This window comes from Streptomyces sp. NPDC093065 (assembly GCF_044754585.1).
GTDB lineage: Bacteria > Actinomycetota > Actinomycetes > Streptomycetales > Streptomycetaceae > Streptomyces.
Genome location: NZ_JBIVPJ010000006.1, coordinates 74,330 through 91,795, shown reverse-complemented (window position 1 = coordinate 91,795; position 17,466 = coordinate 74,330). Strand labels below are relative to the sequence as shown.

Below are 17,466 nucleotides of genomic sequence, written 5' to 3'. Positions count from 1 at the left end.
AGGAGGGACGCCCGGGTGGGGACGAGTGACGAAGAGATCGACCGGCTGCTCGGCAAACTGACACCTCGCGCCCGCGCGCTGCTGCTGACCGGCGCCACGACCTGGCGCACGCAGGCTGAACCGGCCGTGGGACTGCGGGAGTTGGTCATGTCGGACGGTCCGGCGGGCGTACGGGGCGAGGCCTGGGACGAGCGGATCACCTCCGTGCTGCTCCCCTCGGCCTCGGCGCTCGCCGCCACCTGGGACGAGGCCCTTGTCGAACGCCTCGGTGGTCTGCTCGCCGCCGAGGCCCGGCGCAAGGGCGTGGACGTCCTCCTCGCCCCGACCCTGAACCTGCACCGCAGTCCGCTGGGCGGCCGGCACTTCGAGTGCCTCTCCGAGGACCCCGAGCTGACCGGCCGCACCGGTGCCGCGCTCGTCCGCGGGGTCCAGGCCCACGGTGTGGCCGCCACCGCCAAGCACTACGTGGCCAACGACTCCGAGACCGACCGCCTCACCGTCGACGTGAGGGTGGGCGAGCGGGCGCTGCGGGAGGTCTACCTCGCCCCCTTCGAGGCGGCGGTGGCCGCCGGGGTCCGGCTCGTCATGGCGGGGTACAACGCGGTCAACGGCACCAGCATGTCCGCGAACGCCCTGCTCACCGACCCGCTGAAGAGCGAGTGGGGCTTCGACGGCGTCGTCGTCTCCGACTGGGGCGCGGTGCGCGGCACCCTCGACACCGCCCGAGCCGGTCTCGACCTCGCCATGCCGGGACCCGGCGGCCCCTGGGGCGAGGCGCTGGCACAGGCGGTCACCGACGGCGACGTGCCCGAGGCGGCCGTCGACGACAAGGCACGTCGACTCCTGCGACTCGCGGCCTGGCTGGGCGCGCTGGGTGGGCACGACGCGCCCCGATCGGGGGCCCCGGGCGCGTCGCCTCGCCGGGCGGCCCCGGGCACGCCGTCCCGGGCGGAGGCTGCTTCGGGCCTGCCCCTGCCGGCCGGGACGGGGGTCTCGTCGGGGCCGGTTCCGTCGTGCGGCCAGGACCCGTCGTGCCGCCCGGTTCCGTCGTGCGGCCTGGAGGGTTCTTCGGCCCGGGATGTGCTGTCCGGCGCCGGGGGGTCGCCGGCTTCTGCCCCCTCGCCCGGTGCGGAGGGTGCGCCGGGCCCGGATCCCTCGATCCGCGCGGAGGGCACCCGGGGCCGGGACACGGTGTCCGGCACGGAACCGTCCGGCCCGGATCCCTCGCGCGTCGGCGACGTCCGTGCCCTGGCCCGCCGTGCCGTCGCCGCCGGTGCCGTCCTGCTGGCCAACAGGGACGTGCTGCCGCTCGACCCCGAAGGCGTCGGGACCGTCGCCGTGATCGGTGCGCATGCCGCGCGGACCCGTACCCAGGGCGGTGGCAGCGCGGGCGTGTTCCCGCAGGACGAGGTGTCAGTCCTCGACGGGATCCGGGCCGCCCTGCGTGGCCGCGCCCGCGTCGTCCACGTCCCGGGCCCCCGACCGGACGGCCCCGCACCCCCGCTGGACCAGGACGCCTGCACCGACCCGCGCTCCGGCCTGCCGGGGGTGCTGCTGCGGATGCTCGACGCGGACGGCCACGAGCTGTACGCCGAACGGCGGCGCGGCGGACGTCTGCTGGAGCCCCGCCTGGTGCCGGGCGCGCACACCGTCGAGATCGGCGCCCGGCTGCGCCCCCGCACCGCGGGCCGCTGGAACCTGGGCGTGGCCGGCTTCGGCCGGATGAGCCTGACCCTGGACGGACGCACCCTGCTGGAGGGCGACTTCCCGCCCCTCACCGACGACCCGGCGGTGGTGCACGTCAACCCGCCCGCCCAGTACGCCACCGCAGACCTCGCGGTCGGCCAGGACGCCCTGCTGGTGGCCCGCCGGGAGCTTGCGCCCGGCACCGGCCGGGCGACCGTCGTGGTCGCGGCCCCACCGGCTCCGGACGACGCCGCGTCGCTCTCCGAGGCCGCCCGCGCGGCGGGTGCGGCGGACGCGGCGATCGTGGTCGTCGGCACCACCGAGCACGGGGAGTCGGAGGGTTACGACCGTACGGGCCTGGCGCTCGGCGGCCCCCAGGACGCCCTGGTCCGCGCCGTCGCGGCCGCCAACCCGCGCACCGTCGCCGTCGTCAACAGCGGTGGCCCGGTGGAGATGCCCTGGCGAGAGGAGGCGGGCGCGGTGCTTCTGGCCTGGTTCCCCGGGCAGGAGGCCGGCGGCGGCCTCGCCGACGTGCTCTTCGGCCGCGCCGAGCCCGGCGGGCGGCTGCCCACCACCTGGCCGGCCGCCCTGGCCGACGCCCCGGTCACCCGTACCCGCCCGGCCGCCGGCCGTCTCGACTACGACGAGGGCCTGCACCTCGGTTACCGGGGCTGGCTGCGCCACCACCGCACGCCCGCCTACTGGTTCGGCCACGGACTCGGCTACACCACCTGGTCCTACGAGGAGCTGACCGTCCCGCCCGCGACCCGCGCGGGCGACGACCTCGCCGTGCAGGTGCGGGTCCGCAACACCGGTGCGCGGGCGGGCCGGGAGGTCGTGCAGGTGTACCTCGCCCGGCCCGCGTCGGCGCTCGACCGTCCCGTACGGTGGCTGGCCGGGTACGCGGCGGTGCGGGCGGACCCGGGGGAGACGGTGACGGCGACGGTGCGGGTACCGGCGCGGGCGCTGTGCCACTGGTCGGTGGCGGAGCACGCCTGGCGCACGGAGGAGGGGCGCTGGCGGGTGCTGGCCGGGAGATCGGCGGGGGACGTGCCGCTGGTCGCGGACCTGGAGGTGGTGCAGCCGGCCTCCGCGTGACGGCGGGGAGAGCGCTCTACCGTGCGCCGCACCCGGCCGGTTAGGGTGCGGGCATGAGCAGACAGGCCCCGACCCTGGAGGACGTGGCCCGGGAGGCCGGCGTCTCCCGGGCCACCGTCTCGCGGGTGGTCAACGGCGTCCGCAACGTGGACCCGGCCATCCAGGACCTGGTCCGCCGGGCCATCGAACGGACCGGGTACGCGCCCAACCAGGCCGCCAGGCAACTGGTCACCCGGCGCACCACGACCGTCGCCCTGGTCGTCTCGGGCGCGGGCGACGCCTCGGACACGGAGCAGAACGCGTTCGCCACACGGGTGTTCGCCGACCCGTTCTTCGGCCGCGTCGTCGGCGGCGTGGTCGGTCACCTCCGGCCGCGCAGGATGCATCCGGTGCTGATGTTCGCCGAGACGCCCGAGGCCCGCCAGGAGGTCGTGGCGTACCTCAGACAGGGCGGCGCCGACGGTGCGCTGGTGGTGTCCACCCACCCCGACGACCCGTTGCCCGCCCTGCTCGCCGGCGCCGGACTGCCGGCGGTGCTGTTCGCCCGTCCGGGCCGTCCGGTGCCGCTCAGCTACGTCGACCTCGCCCACCGCGACGGCGGCCGGCTCGCCGCCGAGCACCTGCTGGAGCGGGGCTGCCGGAGGATGGCCACCGTCGCCGGTCCGCTGGCCGTCGCGGCCAGCCAGGAGCGGCTGGCCGGTTTCCGCGACACCCTGGCCCGCCACGGGCATCCCCACGTGCCGGTGGCCGAGGGCGGCTTCACGGTGGACAGCGGCATGGCCGCCATGACCTCCCTGCTCGCCGAACACCCCGAAACCGACGGCGTGTTCACCGCCAACGACCTGATGGCCCAGGGCGCCGTCCAGGTGCTGCGCGACCACGGACGCCGGGTGCCGCAGGACGTCGCGGTCGTCGGCTTCGACGACTCCAGCGTGGCCGTGACCTGCCGGCCCCGGCTGACCACCGTCCGGCAGCCGGTGGAGGAGATGGCGGCCACGATGGCACGTCTCCTCGACGACCACATCAAGGGCGCCCGCACCGAACCCACGTCGGTGATCTTCGACCCGGAACTGGTGGTACGGGACTCGGCGTAGCGGCTCGGGGCCCGCGTCAGGGGGTCGCGGCCTCGACGTGTGCGAGGTGGGCCGCGAGGATCTCCTCGAACGCGGCGCGGCGGTCCGCACCGAGGGGGCGGATCTCCCGGGCGAAGTGGGCCAGGGTGGGGAAGCGGTCGGGATCGGCGCCCAGCACCGCGACCCGGAACTGCTCCATGCCCTGCTCGTACTCCTCGGCGCCGACGGCGCCGAAGCCGCCCTCGGCGGTGATCAGCGAGGCGATCAGGACCACGAGCCGGTGGTAGTGCGCCGGGATCCCGTCATCGGGCAGGCCCGAGGCGCGCAGGGCCCGCAGCACCTCCTCCATCACCAGCCGGGAACCGGCGCCGCCCGATCCGTGGCGACCCCAGACCGCGGCGAGCTGGGGCTGCTGCCCGAAAGCCTCGCGCAGGCGCAGGGCCACAGCGGTGAGGCGCTGCTTCCAGTCGCCCTCGGGCCGGTAGCCGTCCATGGCGGACAGCAGGATCCGGTCGGCGACCGCGCGCAGCAGCTCGGTTTTGTTGCGGAAGTGCCGGTAGAGACTGGAGGAGTCGGTCCCCAGCGCCGCGGCGAGCTTGCGCACGCTGAACGTCTCGGCGTCGCCCGTCAGCAGCAGCTCCGCCGCCGCGTCCAGGATCTGCTCGGTCGACCAACGCCTTCGGCCTGCCATCTCGCCCCTCTCGTCCGGGTCAGTCTAACCCATGCACTTGCCATTGCACGCACCGCGTGCATACTGAGTGCACATGCTTGCCGGGGAGAAGGACGCGGCAGGGGCGATGAAGGGGAGCGACGCGGACATGAGCGAGAACACCGCTGCGAAACGGCCACCGCTGCCGGACTTCGAGACGATCACGACCGGGGAACTGATCGCCTACCGCGAGGCGGAGAACCGCTACCGGGCTTCCGGCGCGGCGCGGGCGATCCTCGGGGAACCGGACCCCGGCGCCGCTGTCGAGTGGCGGAACGTCGCGCTGCCGGGCCGCGACCTCCCGGTGAGGGTGTACCGGCCGCTGCCGACGGAAGACGGAGGAGCCGCCGACCGGACCGGCCTGCCGCTCGTGGTCCACGTCCACGGAGGCGGCTTCGTGGGCACGGCGGTGCAGTGCGACTGGGCCAACAGTCACCTCGCCGCCCGACTGCCCGCGGTCGTCGTCTCGGTCGAGCACCGCCTCGTCGCCCCGGGCAGCCCGCTCGCGGACGCCGCCGACGACGGCTGGGACGTACTGCGGCACGTGCTGCGACACGCCGCGCGGTGGGGCGTCGACCGGGCGCGCACGGCGGTCTTCGGCGAGAGCCTCGGTGCACTGATCAGCGCCCTGACCGCGATCCGCGCCCGGGAGGCCGGCCTGCGACTGAAGGCTCAGGTGCTGGTCAACCCGGCCGTCGACATGACCGCGGCGATGTACGACTACCCGTCGGTCGCCGAGCACGTGGACACCCCGACCCTCGCCATGCCGCAACTCCGGCTGCTGGAACGGCTCGCCTTCCCGCCGGGAACCGACGCCCGTGCCTTCTCGCCGCTGTACGCCGACGACCTGGGCGGGCTCGCCCCCGCGCTGATCGTGGTGCCGGCCCACGACCCGCTCGCCGATCACGGACGCCGGTACGCCGAGCGGCTGCGAGCGAGCGGGACGTTGGTGCGGCTGGACGAACACCCGGGAGCGGGCCACGCGTTCCTCACCCTGCCCGGTGTGGAACCGCGGGCCGAGGCGGCCCGGTCCGAGATCCGGGAGTTCCTCCGCGCGGCCCTGACGGCGTGACGCCGAAAGCACCTTCGACCGTCTTCGACATGAGACAACGGAGAGCAGACCCGTGACCACGACAACCCATGGCCGAGGGGCACTCGGAGCGATGTACGCCGGGCTCGGGCTGACCGTCCTGGCGACGGCGGCCCCCTACGCGGACCTGGCCGACAGCCGTCTGCTGGCCGATCACATCAGGGCCGGTTATCCCGCGTACTCCCAGACGCGGATCGACTCGGCCGTCACCACCTACCTGGTCCTGCTGTCCGTCGTCGGAGCACTCGGCGTGCTCGCCTGGCTCTGGTCGATATGGAGCGTACGGGCGGACAAGCGGTGGGCCCGGCCCGTCGCGACCGTACTGTGCGCGCTCGGCGCGGGTACCGGTTTGACCGGACTGCTCATCAAGGACACCTCCGGGGCGACCGGCCTGCCGTCGGCGCTCGGCTGGGCCGGGACGGCACCCTGCCTGGCAGGCGTCCTGGCCGTCACCCTGTTGTGGAGAAGACCGCGACCGGCATGACATCGGAGGAGGACATGGTGAAGCACATCGGCATCATCGGGGTGGGCGAGATCGGCGGGGCCCTCGTGACGGGACTGCGTCACGGGGGCGGCGCCGCGCCGGAGGTGTTCCTCTCGCCGCGGGGAGCCCGCACGGCCGCGGAGCTGTCCGATCGCCACGAGGGCGTGCGGGTGTGCGCCGACAACCAGGAAGTGGTGGACCGCTCCGGGATCGTGATCCTCGCGATGCGCCGCGAGCAGTGCCGTGAGGCGATGACCGGAGTGCACGTGGGCGACGACAGGATCCTGGTCAACGTGATGGCCGGCATGGGCAACGACGAGCTGCGCCAGACGCTCGGCACCAGGGCCCCACTGGTCCGGGCCATTCCCCTGCCGACCGTCCGCGAACGCCGTTCCGTCACGGTGGTGCACCCCTCGCACCCGGAGGTGGACGCCCTCTTCGCACGGCTGGGCGGAGCGCTCCCCGTCACGGACGAGGCCGCCTTCGACGTCCTGTCCGCGCTGACCGGCACGCTCACCACCCACTACGCCTACCTCGCCACGCTCGCTTCGTGGGCCGTCGGCCACGGCATCGCCCCGGACGACGCGGACCACTACGTCCGCGGCCTCTTCCAGGGCGTCGGCCGCTCCCTGGGCGACGAGTCCCGCTCCCTGGACCGGCTCGCCGCCGACCACGAGACGCCGAACGGGAACAACGAACGCATCCGCACCACCTGGTTCGACCCGGCCAACGCGGAGGCTCTCGCGAAGGCCCTGGACGGCCTCCTCGCCGACCTCGGGCAGTCGCGCCGACGGTGACCGCGTGCGCCGGCGTCATGTCCGGCCGCCGGACCGGTGGTCCCGTCGGGTTCGGTGTCCAGTGCGGTCGCTCTGGCGGTGGCGGTGGCGGATGGCCGTGGACGGCCTTGCCGTTGGTCTCGGGTAGTCGCGTCGGTGGTGACGGTGTGCGTCGGTGTCATGTCCGGTCTTGGGGGGGGGCCGGGTGGCGGGCCGGTCGTCTTGTCGGGTTCGGTGTTCAGTGCGGTGGCTCTGTTGATGCCGATGCCGATGCCGATGCCGATGCCGGTGCCGGTGCCGGTGCCGGTGGCGGTGGCGGATGGCCGTGGACGGCCTTGCCGTCGGTCTCGGGTGGCTGCGTCGGCGGTGACGGTGTGCGCCGGTGTCATGTCCGGTCGCCGGAGGCAACGGGCGGCGGGCCGGTCGCGCCGTCGAGACCGGTGCCCTCACCCCGCTGTCCCGCCAGCCTTCCCCCGAGCGCCGCCCGCCACGCCGGCACCGGCGCGGGCGAGTCGACCGGCACCCGCCGGCCGCCGCGGGCGAAGAACGCCGCCAGGGGCAGGATCGCGGCGCCCACCGTCACCGCGTCGGGGCCGAGACGGCCCAGCGCGATGCCCACGCGGGCGGCGGGGTGGCGCAGGGCGTGGGCCAGGGTGTGGGCCCGCACGGACTCCAGGAAGGGCGGGCCGAGCTGGAGCCCGGCCCAGCCGCCCACCAGGATCCGCTCGGGCTGGAAGAGGTTGACGAGGTCGGCCAGCCCGGCGCCCAGGTACTCGGCGGTTTCGGCGAGGACCTCCGCCGCCACCGGATCGGGCTCGCCCCCGTCCGCGGGCCGGGCGGCGGACAGCAGGGCGGTGAGCGCGGCCTCCTCGTCGGCCCCGGGCGGCGGCTGACCGCCCGCCTCCCGCCACCGCGCGAGCAGCGCCTCCGCGCCGGCGTACGCCTCCAGGCACCCCCGCGCCCCGCACCGGCACCGGCGCCCCCGCACCTGCACGGTCAGGTGCCCCCACTCCACCGCACGTCCCTGCTCCACCTCGTCGGTGACGACGCACGCGCCGACCCCGGAGCCGAAGAGCACGACCACGGCGTTGTGCGCGCCGCGTCCGCCGCCGAACCACATCTCGGCCTGCCCCAGCGTCCGGGCGCCGTTCTCGATGAACAGCGGCACGTGCGCGGGCAGCCGGCCCGAGCCGCGCAGCAGGGCCTCCAGCGGGACCGCGTCCCAGCCGACGGTCTGGCCGTGCACCAGGGTGCCCGCGGCGGTGCGTTCGACGATGCCGGGGACGCCGATGCCGACGCCCAGCAGCTCACCGGGGCCCTGGGCGGGACCGTCGGCGCCGAGCACCTCCGCGACGCCGTCGAGGATGTGCCCGGCGACGACGCCGACGTCGTAGGAGCGCGAGCCGTGCCCGGGCAACACGCGCTCCGTCCGCGCCAGTTCGGACATCGACAGGTCGAACAGCTCGACGCGTACGCGGGTCTCGCCGACGTCGACGCCGACGAGGCGTCCCCGGCCGGCCGCGACGCGGACCAGGGTGCGCGGGCGGCCGCCGTCCGCGCCGAGGCTGCCCGCCTCCTCCACCAGTCCGTCGGCCAACAGCTCGGCGACCACGTTGCTGACGGATCCCGAACTCAGGCCCGCCGCCGAGCCCAGCGCGAGCCTGCTCATCGGCCCGTCGAAATACAACCGTTGCAGAACGGCGCTGCGGCTCTCTCGCCGCAGGTCACGGACCGTGCGCCCGCCGTGCCTGGCCATCAGGACCCTTCCTTTCCTGCTCCCGCGCGTCCCCGGAACGTGCGCGAGACCTTGACGAGTCTTTCTCTCGGGGTTTAACTCACGTCCTAAATTAAGCCATGAGGGGCTTCGGGAAGGAAACAACCGAGGCCGCCGTCGGGAAACTTCCCGACCGACTCCCGGAAGGAACCCAGGAGCCATGCGCAGCATCCGAGCCGCGGCCGTAGGCGCCGTCACCCTGTCTCTCGCACTCGCCGCCACGGCCTGCGGAGGAGGCTCCTCCTCGGGCGGCGGATCCAACGACTCGCCGAAGGAACTCACCTACTGGGCCTCCAACCAGGGCGCCAGCGTCGAGGTCGACAAGAAGGTCCTCCAGCCCGAACTCGACAAGTTCGAGAAGGAGACCGGCATCAAGGTGAAGCTGGAGGTCGTGCCCTGGTCCGACCTGTTGAACCGGATCCTCACCGCCACCACCTCCGGCCAGGGCCCGGACGTCCTGAACATCGGCAACACCTGGAGCGCCTCCCTCCAGGCCACCGGCGCACTGCTGCCCTGGGACGCGAAGAACTTCGAGAAGATCGGCGGCAAGGACCGCTTCGTCGACTCCGCGCTGGGCTCGACCGGCGTCAAGGACCAGGACCCGGCCGCGGTCCCGCTGTACTCGATGGCCTACGCGCTCTACTACAACAAGCAGATGTTCGCCGACGCCGGCATCACCAAGCCCCCGGCCACCTGGGACGAGCTGGTGGAGACGGGCAAGAAGATCTCCGAGGGCGGCAAGTGGGGCCTGGGCGCCGAGGGTTCCAACCTGTCCAACAACATCCACCAGGTCTTCGTCCTCGCCAAGCAGCACGGCGCCGACTTCTTCACCGCCGACGGCAAGCCCGACTTCACCTCCGACGGAGCCGTCGCGGCCGTCAAGCAGTACGTCGACCTGATGGCCAAGGACAAGGTCGTCGCGCCCGGCAACGCGGAGTACGCGCAGAACCAGTCCCTCAGCGACTTCGCCAAGGGCAAGACCGCGATGGTGCTGTGGCAGACCGCCTCCGCCACCTTCAAGACCATGGGCATGAAGGACGACGAGTGGGGCGTCGCGCCCGCCCCCGTCGCGTCCGGCACCCCCGGCGCCGACAAGGCGACCAACTCCATGGTCGCCGGCATCAACATGGCCGTCTTCAAGAACAGCGACAACATCGACGGCGCCACGAAGTTCGTGAAGTTCATGACCAGTGACGCCGAGCAGAAGCTCCTCAACAAGGCGTACGGCTCCATCCCGCCGGTCAAGGCCGCCCAGTCCGACCCGGCGTTCAACACCCAGGGCACCGCCGTCCTGCGCGAGACCCTCGCCACCAGCGCCGCGGCCCTGCCCCAGGTGCCCGACGAGTCGCAGTTCGAGACCGCGGTGGGCACCGCCGTCAAGGAGCTGTTCGCCGACGCCGCGAACGGACGCGAGGTGACCACCGAGTCCGTCAAGGAGAAGCTCGCCAAGGCCCAGCAGCAGATGCCCAACAAGTGAGCGCCCCGACCCCCGACACAGCCCCACCGACTCCGACACGGACACGGACCTCGCCATGACCACCACGACCGCCTCGGCGCAGCCCGGCGAGCGGACGGTCGGCAAGAGCTCCCCCGGGACGGCGCGCGGACCCCGCCGCCGTCCCGGGCGGATCCGCCGCATCGGCCTGCCCTACCTGCTGCTCCTGCTGGCCCTGATCCTCGAACTCCTCGTCCACCTGGTGCCGATGGCCATCGGCATCGTGATGAGCTTCAAGGAACTCACCCAGTTCTACATCCGCGACTGGACCACCGCCCCGTGGACCGGCCTCGACAACTTCACCATGTCGGTGGACTTCGACGCCCCCGTCGGCGAGGCGCTCCTCCACTCCTTCCTCGTCACCTGCGCGTTCACGATCCTCTCCGTCGGCCTGTGCTGGCTGATCGGCACCGCCGCCGCGATCTCCATGCAGGACGCCTTCCGCGGCCGGGGCCTGCTCCGCGCGATCTTCCTGGTGCCGTACGCCCTGCCGGTCTACGCGGCCGTCATCACCTGGGCGTTCATGTTCCAGCACGACAACGGTCTGGTGAACCACGTTCTGCACGACCAGCTCGGCCTCACCGACAAGCCCTCCTTCTGGCTCATCGGCGACAACAGCTTCGTCGCGCTGCTCGTGGTGTCGGTGTGGAAGGGCTGGCCGTTCGCCTTCCTCATCGTCATGGCCGGACTCCAGAACATCCCCAAGGAGCTGTACGAGGCCGCCGCCCTGGACGGCGCCGGCGTCTGGCAGCAGATCCGCCGCATCACCCTGCCGTCGCTGCGCCCCGTCAACCAGGTCCTCGTCCTGGTGCTCTTCCTGTGGACGTTCAACGACTTCAACACGCCGTTCGTCCTGTTCGGCAAGGCGGCGCCGGAGGCCGCCGACCTGATCTCCATCCACATCTACCAGTCGTCGTTCGTCACCTGGAACTTCGGCACCGGCTCCGCGATGTCGGTCCTGCTGCTGCTCTTCCTGCTGCTGGTGACGGGCGTGTACCTGTTCCTGACCTCGCGGGCCGGCCGGACCCCGCGGACCCCACGGAACGCCCGGGAAAGGAAGACGGCCGATGTCTAGGTCCCCGATGGCGGCGCCGCGCTCCTTCACCTGGACCCGCCGCGTCTTCCTCACCCTGCTGACCGGCTTCGTCCTGCTGCCGGTGTACGTCATGGTCTCCAGCTCGCTGAAGCCGCTCGAGGACGTCTCCAGCCAGTTCCACTGGCTGCCGAGCAACCTGACCGTCCGCCCGTACATCGACATCTGGTCGACGGTGCCGCTGGCGAAGTACTTCGTGAACTCGCTGATCGTGGCCGGCGCGGCGACCGTCTGCTCGGTCGTGATCGCGGTGTTCGCCGCCTACGCCGTCAGCCGCTACGAGTTCCGCGGCAAGCGCGTCTTCTCGGTGACCGTCCTGTCCACGCAGATGTTCCCGGGCATCCTCTTCCTGCTGCCCCTGTTCCTGATCTACGTGAACATCGGCAACGCCACCGGCATCGCCCTGTTCGGCTCCCGCGGCGGCCTCATCCTCACCTACCTGACCTTCTCGCTGCCCTTCTCCATCTGGATGCTGATCGGGTACTTCGACTCGGTACCCCGCGACCTGGACGAAGCGGCCCTCGTGGACGGCTGCGGACCGCTGCGCGCCCTGTTCAAGGTCGTGGTGCCCGCCGCGATCCCCGGCATCGTCGCGGTCGCCGTCTACGCCTTCATGACCGCCTGGGGCGAGGTCCTGTTCGCCTCCGTCATGACCAACGACGCCACCCGCACCCTCGCCGTCGGACTCCAGGGCTACTCCACGCAGAACGACGTGTACTGGAACCAGATCATGGCCGCCTCGCTGGTCGTGAGCGTGCCCGTGGTCGCGGGCTTCCTGCTCCTGCAGCGCTACCTGGTGGCGGGCCTGACGGCGGGAGCCGTCAAGTGACCGGCACGCCCCAGCACCTTCACCCCCACCCCGAAAGGACCTTCGTGACCATCGACTTCGCCGCACTCCCGGACGACTTCCTGTGGGGCACGGCCACATCGGCGTACCAGATCGAGGGAGCCGTGGCGGAGGACGGACGTTCGCCGTCGATCTGGGACACCTTCTCGCACACCCCCGGGAAGATCGACAACAACGACCACGGCGACGTCGCCTGCGACCACTACCACCGCACGCACGAGGACATCGAGCTGATGCGGCGGCTCGGCACCAACGCCTACCGCCTCTCCGTCGCCTGGCCGCGGGTCGTGCCGGGCGGCGACGGCCCGGTCAACGCGAAGGGCCTGGCCTTCTACGACCGGCTCGTCGACGACCTGCTGGCGGCCGGCATCACCCCGTCCGTCACCCTCTACCACTGGGACCTGCCCCAGGTGCTCCAGGACCGCGGCGGCTGGCCCGAGCGCGCCACCGCCGAGCACTTCGCGTCGTACGCGTCCGCAGTCGCCGAACGCCTCGGCGACCGCGTCGACCACTGGGCCACCCTCAACGAGCCGCTGTGCTCGGCCTGGATCGGCCATCTGGAAGGCAAGATGGCCCCCGGCTGGACCGACCTGACCGCGGCGGTGCGCGCGTCCTACCACCTGCTCCTCGGCCACGGCCTGGCGATGGAGGTCATCCGCGCGGCGGCCCCGAACGCCCAGGTGGGCATCGTCAACAACCTCTCCACCATCCACGCCGCCACCGACCGCGACGAGGACCTGGCCGCCGCCCGCCGCATGGACGGCCACACCAACCGCTGGTGGCTGGACCCGATCCACGGCCGCGGCTTCCCCGAGGACATGCGGGAGCTCTACGGCGTCGAACTCCCCGAACGCCCCGGCGACATGCAGCTCATCGGCGCCGAACTGGACTGGCTGGGCCTGAACTACTACTTCCCCCAGACCGTCGCCGACGACCCCGCCGGACCCGCCCCGCACGTGCGCACCGTCCGCCGCGTCGGCGTCCCGCGCACCGGCATGGACTGGGAGATCGACGCCGGCGGCATCGAGGATCTGCTGCTGCGCCTCACCGAGGAGTACGGGGCGCGCAAGCTGTACGTCACCGAGAACGGCTCCGCCTTCCCGGACGTGATCCGTCCCGACGGCACGATCGACGACCCCGAGCGCCAGGAGTACCTGACGGCCCACCTCGCGGCCTGCGCCTCCGCCGCCCGCAGGGGAGCCCCGCTGGCCGGCTACTTCGCCTGGTCGCTGCTGGACAACTTCGAGTGGGCGTACGGCTACGACAAGCGCTTCGGTCTGGTCCACGTCGACTACGCCACGCAGGCCCGCACCATCAAGGGCAGCGGACACCACTACGCGGACATCATCGGCCGGGCACGGGGGAGGGAGCGCAGGGCCGCCTGAGACTCCGTGGTGGGTGCGGATGCGGGAGTCCGCGCCCACCACGGTCCGCACGCACGAACGGTTCTGTCAGGTTCATGACATTGTCGAGTCGTCCCAAGGAGAAGAACCGCATGTCGTCCCGTACCCCCCGCACACTCCTGACCGCCCTGACCGCCCTCGCCCTGCTGGCCGCGGTCCCGTCCCTCACCTCCGCCACCCCGGCCGCCGCCCGGCCGGCGGCCGCCGCCGCAGCGGCAGCGGCCTGGGACACCGACCGCGCGGCCTCTGCCCACGCCGCAGACCCGGCCGCGGTCACCGCCTCGGCCAGTGAGAACGCCGGCACCGCACCGGGCCTGGCCTTCGACGGCGACGGCGGCACCCGCTGGTCCAGCGACTTCACCGACAGCGCCTGGATCCGCGTCGACCTCGGGACGACGATCCGCGTCGACCGGGTGACCCTGGACTGGGAGGCGGCCTACGGCAAGAGATACGTCCTGGAGGCGTCCACCAACGGCACCGACTGGACGCCCTTCTACACGGAGACGGCCGGCACCGGAGGATCGGTCACCGCGCACACCTACCCCCAGGAGGTGCGGGCCCGCTACGTCCGCATGCGCGGCGTCGAACGCGCCACCCCCTACGGCTACTCCCTCTTCTCCTTCAAGGTCTACGGCGGCGAACCGGCCCCCGCCGCCACCACCCGCACCAACCTCGCCCTGAACCACCCGGCGTACTCGAACGTCTACCAGCACGCCGGCAACTCACCGGCCTTCGTCACCGACGGCGGCCACCCCGCCGACCTCAAGGCCGACGCCACCCGCTGGTCCAGCGACTGGAACGCCGACCGCTGGGTCTCCGTCGACCTCGGCGCCACCTCCACCATCGACACCGTCGACCTGTACTGGGAGGCGGCCTACGCAGTCGACTACGAACTCCAGGTCTCCGACGACAACCGCACCTGGCGCACCGTGTACCGGCCCTCCGCCGCCGAGGTCACCGCCCGCCGCGCGGATGTCAAGTCCCCGGGCGAGGCCACCGGCCGCCACGACAACGTCCGCCTCACCCAGCCCGCGACCGGCCGCTACGTCCGCATGCTCGGCAAGGAGCGCCGCTCCTTCTACAACCCCGCCCCGGCCACCGCCCAGTTCGGCTACTCCCTCTACGAGTTCGAAGTCTGGGGCACCGGCGGCAGCGCGTCCGCCGCCTACCCGAGACTGCCCGGCGAACAGTCCGGCGCCTACCGGACCACGTTCTTCGACGACTTCACCTCGGCCGCACTGGACCGCGGCAAGTGGCGTGTCGTACGCACCGGCACCGAGATGGGCTCCGTCAACGGCGAGTCGCAGGCCTACGTCGACTCGGCCGACAACATCCGCCTGGAGAACGGCGCCCTGGTCCTGCGCGCCGAGCACTGCAAGGGCTGCACGAAGGCAGGCGGCGGCACCTACGACTTCACGTCCGGCCGCATCGACACCAACACCAAGTTCGACTTCACCTACGGCCGGGTCAGCGCCCGCATGAAGCTCCCCGTCGGCGACGGCTTCTGGCCCGCCTTCTGGCTGCTCGGCAGCAACGTCGACGACCCCTCCGTGTCCTGGCCGGCCTCCGGCGAGACCGACATCATGGAGAACATCGGCTACGGCGACTGGACCAGCAGCGCCCTGCACGGCCCCGGCTACTCCGCCGACGGCAACATCGGCGCACGCCAGGTGTATCCGGACGGCGGAAGGGTCGACCAGTGGCACACCTACGCGGTGGAGTGGACGCCGACCGGCATGAAGTTCTCCGTCGACGACCGTGTGGTCCAGGAGACGACCCGCAACAAGCTGGAGTCGACGCGCGGCGCCTGGGTCTTCGACCACGACCAGTACGTCATCCTGAACCTCGCGCTCGGCGGCGCGTACCCGGCCGGCTGGAACCAGGTCACCAGCCCGTACTGGGGGCTGCCGCAGTCCAGCGTGGACCGGATCGCGGCCGGGGGAGTGCAGGCGGAGGTGGACTGGGTGCGGGTGGAGCAGAAGGGGTAGCCGCTCCTCAGGCCCCCTTCCGTGCCACTCCGCCGTAGATGCCGATCGGCGGGGCGTCGGGGCGCCGCGCCTCTTCGGGACGCCAGTCGGTGACCCGGACCAGGCCCGGCTCCACCATGGCGAAGTCGCCGAACAGGTCGAGGACCTCGCCGTGCGAACGCAGGTTGAGGGACGCGGTGGCACCGTTGTAGACGGCCGCCGCGTCCTCGCGCCGGTCCTCGTGGACGTCGCCCGTCGCGTGCGACAGGACGAGGTAGGAGCCGGCCGGCAGCGCGTCGCGCAGCGTGGCGACGATGCCCGCCGGGTCCTCCGCCTCGGCGACGAAGTGCACGACGGCCACCAGCAGCAGCGCCACCGGCCGGTCGAAGTCGATGACCGCTCGCACCTCGGGATGGTCGAGGATCGCGCGGGGGTCGCGCAGGTCCGCCAGGACCACGGCGGTGTCCGGGTCGTCCGACAGGGCCCTCGAATGGGTGGCGACGATCGGATCGTTGTCGATGTAGGCGACCCGGGTCTCCGGGGCGAGAGACCGCGCGACCTGGTGCACGTTGGGTTCGGTGGGCAGACCCGTGCCCACGTCGAGTATCTGTCGGACCCCGCCCTCGGCCACCACGTGACGCACCGCCCGGTGCATGAAGTGCCGGTTGGCGAGGACGCCCTCGCGCACCTCGGGGGCCGCCTTCATGAACTCCTCGGCGGCCCTCTGGTCGACCTCGTAGTTGTCCTTCCCGCCGAGGAAGTAGTCGTACATGCGGGCGGGATGGGGCCTGCTCGTGTCGATCCGGTCGGGGTGGGCGGCGCTCTCACCACTGCTCAGGGAGGTCATGCGGCCTGACTCCGTCCTCAACTCGTGTGCCACACACGGCACATGCCTGGCATACGCGCGGTGAGCACCTGCGTGAGTGCCTGTCGGAACGTCATCTTGGCACGAGAACGAGCCGCGGCGGGCCCCGCCCGCCCCTCACCTGCCGGCGCCCACCGCCAACACCTCGTGACCTGCGCCGGACACGGGCTAGGGTGACGACCCGACGGTGCCGTTCCGCGTACGGAGGAGTGTCCTGTGACCGCCGGTGTACCCAGACCCCACATCGACACCAGCAAGCCCCACCCCGCCAGGGTGTACGACTGGCTGCTGGGCGGCAAGGACAACTACCCCGTCGACCAGCGGGTCGGCGAGACCCTCCCGGCCCAGGCACGGGGCAACGCGGCCCGGAACCGGGCCTTCATGCACCGCGCGGCGGCCTGGCTGGCGAAGGCCGGCGTCGACCAGTTCCTGGACATCGGCACCGGCATTCCCACCGAACCCAACCTGCACCAGATCGTGCAGGCGATCAGGCCGGACGCCCGGATCGTCTACGCGGACAACGACCCGATCGTCCTCCGGCACGCTGAAGCGCTGCTGACCAGCACCCCCGAAGGCGCCACCGACTTCCTCCACGCCGACGTCCGACAGCCCGCGACGATCCTCGAACGCGCCCGCGAGGTACTGGACTTCGAGCGTCCGATCGCCCTCTCCCTGATCGCACTGCTGCACTTCCTGCCCGACGACGAGGACCCGTACCGCCTCCTGCACACCCTGGTCGAAGCACTGCCCTCCGGCAGCTACCTGCTCCTCTCGCACGGCACCGCCGACCAGCACCCGGAGCTGAAGCGGGAGACCGAGGCCGCGTACAAGAAGGGCGCGATCCCGCTGCGGATGCGCACCCGCAGCGAGGTCGAGCCCTTCTTCGCCGGACTCGAACTCGTCGATCCCGGCCTGGTGTTCGCCACCGAGTGGTACCAGGAGGAACCGGCACCGGCGCGGGAACGCAGCGGCTTCTACGTGGGCGTCGCGCGGATCCCCTGAGGAGTCGCCGGGGCGGCACGGAGAGGGCCCGATGCCCACCGGGCCGCCTTGACGTGAGCCGGAACCGGCCGATACTTGTGCGCAGCATGGGTCGGTCGGTGTCC

Annotated in this window: 14 protein-coding genes; 11 read left to right on the top strand and 3 right to left on the bottom strand. The window is 72.4% G+C overall.

Annotated elements, in window-relative coordinates:
- Nucleotides 1–15: 15 nt before the first annotated feature.
- Both ACIQFU_RS12955 and ACIQFU_RS12950 read left to right on the top strand, forming a co-directional pair.
- Nucleotides 16–2,784 carry a glycoside hydrolase family 3 C-terminal domain-containing protein gene (locus tag ACIQFU_RS12955; RefSeq protein WP_402551032.1) on the top strand — a complete coding sequence of 923 codons (2,769 nt, stop codon included), beginning with the start codon at nt 16–18 and terminating at the stop codon, nt 2,782–2,784.
- Between the two features lie 53 nt (nt 2,785–2,837).
- Entirely contained in the window at nt 2,838–3,878 is a 1,041-nt protein-coding gene (locus tag ACIQFU_RS12950) for a LacI family DNA-binding transcriptional regulator (RefSeq protein WP_402551030.1), read from the top strand.
- 16 nt (nt 3,879–3,894) lie between these two features.
- Here the strand turns inward: ACIQFU_RS12950 and ACIQFU_RS12945 are convergent, their stop codons facing one another.
- Nucleotides 3,895–4,548 carry a TetR/AcrR family transcriptional regulator gene (locus tag ACIQFU_RS12945; protein ID WP_402551028.1) on the bottom strand — a complete coding sequence of 218 codons (654 nt, stop codon included), beginning with the start codon at nt 4,546–4,548 and terminating at the stop codon, nt 3,895–3,897.
- A 127-nt stretch (nt 4,549–4,675) separates the two neighbouring features.
- On the opposite strand from ACIQFU_RS12945, the gene ACIQFU_RS12940 reads away from it, so the two are divergent.
- From ACIQFU_RS12940 to ACIQFU_RS12930, 3 genes are read left to right on the top strand one after another with little or no spacing between them, the layout of a single operon-like run.
- Complete coding sequence (locus ACIQFU_RS12940) at nt 4,676–5,638, top strand: alpha/beta hydrolase (protein ID WP_402551026.1); 963 nt, start codon at nt 4,676–4,678, stop codon at nt 5,636–5,638.
- A gap of 52 nt (nt 5,639–5,690) precedes the next feature.
- The gene (locus ACIQFU_RS12935; protein WP_402551025.1) at nt 5,691–6,140 is read left to right on the top strand and encodes a hypothetical protein; all 450 of its coding nucleotides are present in this window, start codon (nt 5,691–5,693) and stop codon (nt 6,138–6,140) included.
- Nucleotides 6,137–6,937, top strand: coding sequence for an NAD(P)-binding domain-containing protein (locus ACIQFU_RS12930; protein ID WP_402551023.1), 801 nt, complete (start codon nt 6,137–6,139; stop codon nt 6,935–6,937). The genes ACIQFU_RS12935 and ACIQFU_RS12930 overlap by 4 nt, the downstream gene beginning before the upstream one ends.
- Nucleotides 6,938–7,301: 364 nt before the next feature.
- Here ACIQFU_RS12930 and ACIQFU_RS12925 read toward each other — a convergent pair whose 3' ends face one another.
- Nucleotides 7,302–8,672 carry an ROK family protein gene (locus tag ACIQFU_RS12925; protein ID WP_402551022.1) on the bottom strand — a complete coding sequence of 457 codons (1,371 nt, stop codon included), beginning with the start codon at nt 8,670–8,672 and terminating at the stop codon, nt 7,302–7,304.
- Between the two features lie 178 nt (nt 8,673–8,850).
- Here ACIQFU_RS12925 and ACIQFU_RS12920 point away from each other — a divergent pair, with 178 nt between their 5' ends.
- From ACIQFU_RS12920 to ACIQFU_RS12900, 5 genes are all read left to right on the top strand, one after another.
- The gene (locus ACIQFU_RS12920) at nt 8,851–10,167 is read left to right on the top strand and encodes an ABC transporter substrate-binding protein (RefSeq protein WP_402551020.1); all 1,317 of its coding nucleotides are present in this window, start codon (nt 8,851–8,853) and stop codon (nt 10,165–10,167) included.
- A 55-nt stretch (nt 10,168–10,222) separates the two neighbouring features.
- Nucleotides 10,223–11,260: a carbohydrate ABC transporter permease gene (locus ACIQFU_RS12915; protein WP_402551019.1), complete on the top strand. Its 1,038-nt coding sequence runs from the start codon at nt 10,223–10,225 to the stop codon at nt 11,258–11,260.
- Between the two features lie 7 nt (nt 11,261–11,267).
- Nucleotides 11,268–12,107 carry a carbohydrate ABC transporter permease gene (locus tag ACIQFU_RS12910; RefSeq protein ID WP_076977271.1) on the top strand — a complete coding sequence of 280 codons (840 nt, stop codon included), beginning with the start codon at nt 11,268–11,270 and terminating at the stop codon, nt 12,105–12,107.
- 44 nt (nt 12,108–12,151) lie between these two features.
- On the top strand, nt 12,152–13,510 hold the full coding sequence (locus ACIQFU_RS12905) for a GH1 family beta-glucosidase (protein ID WP_402551018.1): 1,359 nt from the start codon (nt 12,152–12,154) through the stop codon (nt 13,508–13,510).
- Between the two features lie 110 nt (nt 13,511–13,620).
- Complete coding sequence (locus ACIQFU_RS12900) at nt 13,621–15,516, top strand: discoidin domain-containing protein (protein ID WP_402551017.1); 1,896 nt, start codon at nt 13,621–13,623, stop codon at nt 15,514–15,516.
- Nucleotides 15,517–15,523: 7 nt separating this feature from the next.
- Here ACIQFU_RS12900 and ACIQFU_RS12895 read toward each other — a convergent pair whose 3' ends face one another.
- Entirely contained in the window at nt 15,524–16,342 is an 819-nt protein-coding gene (locus ACIQFU_RS12895) for an SAM-dependent methyltransferase (protein WP_402551016.1), read from the bottom strand.
- A gap of 234 nt (nt 16,343–16,576) precedes the next feature.
- Between ACIQFU_RS12895 and ACIQFU_RS12890 the strand changes: the two genes are divergently transcribed.
- Nucleotides 16,577–17,362 (top strand): SAM-dependent methyltransferase, encoded by a 786-nt coding sequence (locus ACIQFU_RS12890; protein WP_402551015.1) that lies wholly within the window; start codon nt 16,577–16,579, stop codon nt 17,360–17,362.
- The last annotated feature ends 104 nt before the right edge of the window (nt 17,363–17,466 follow it).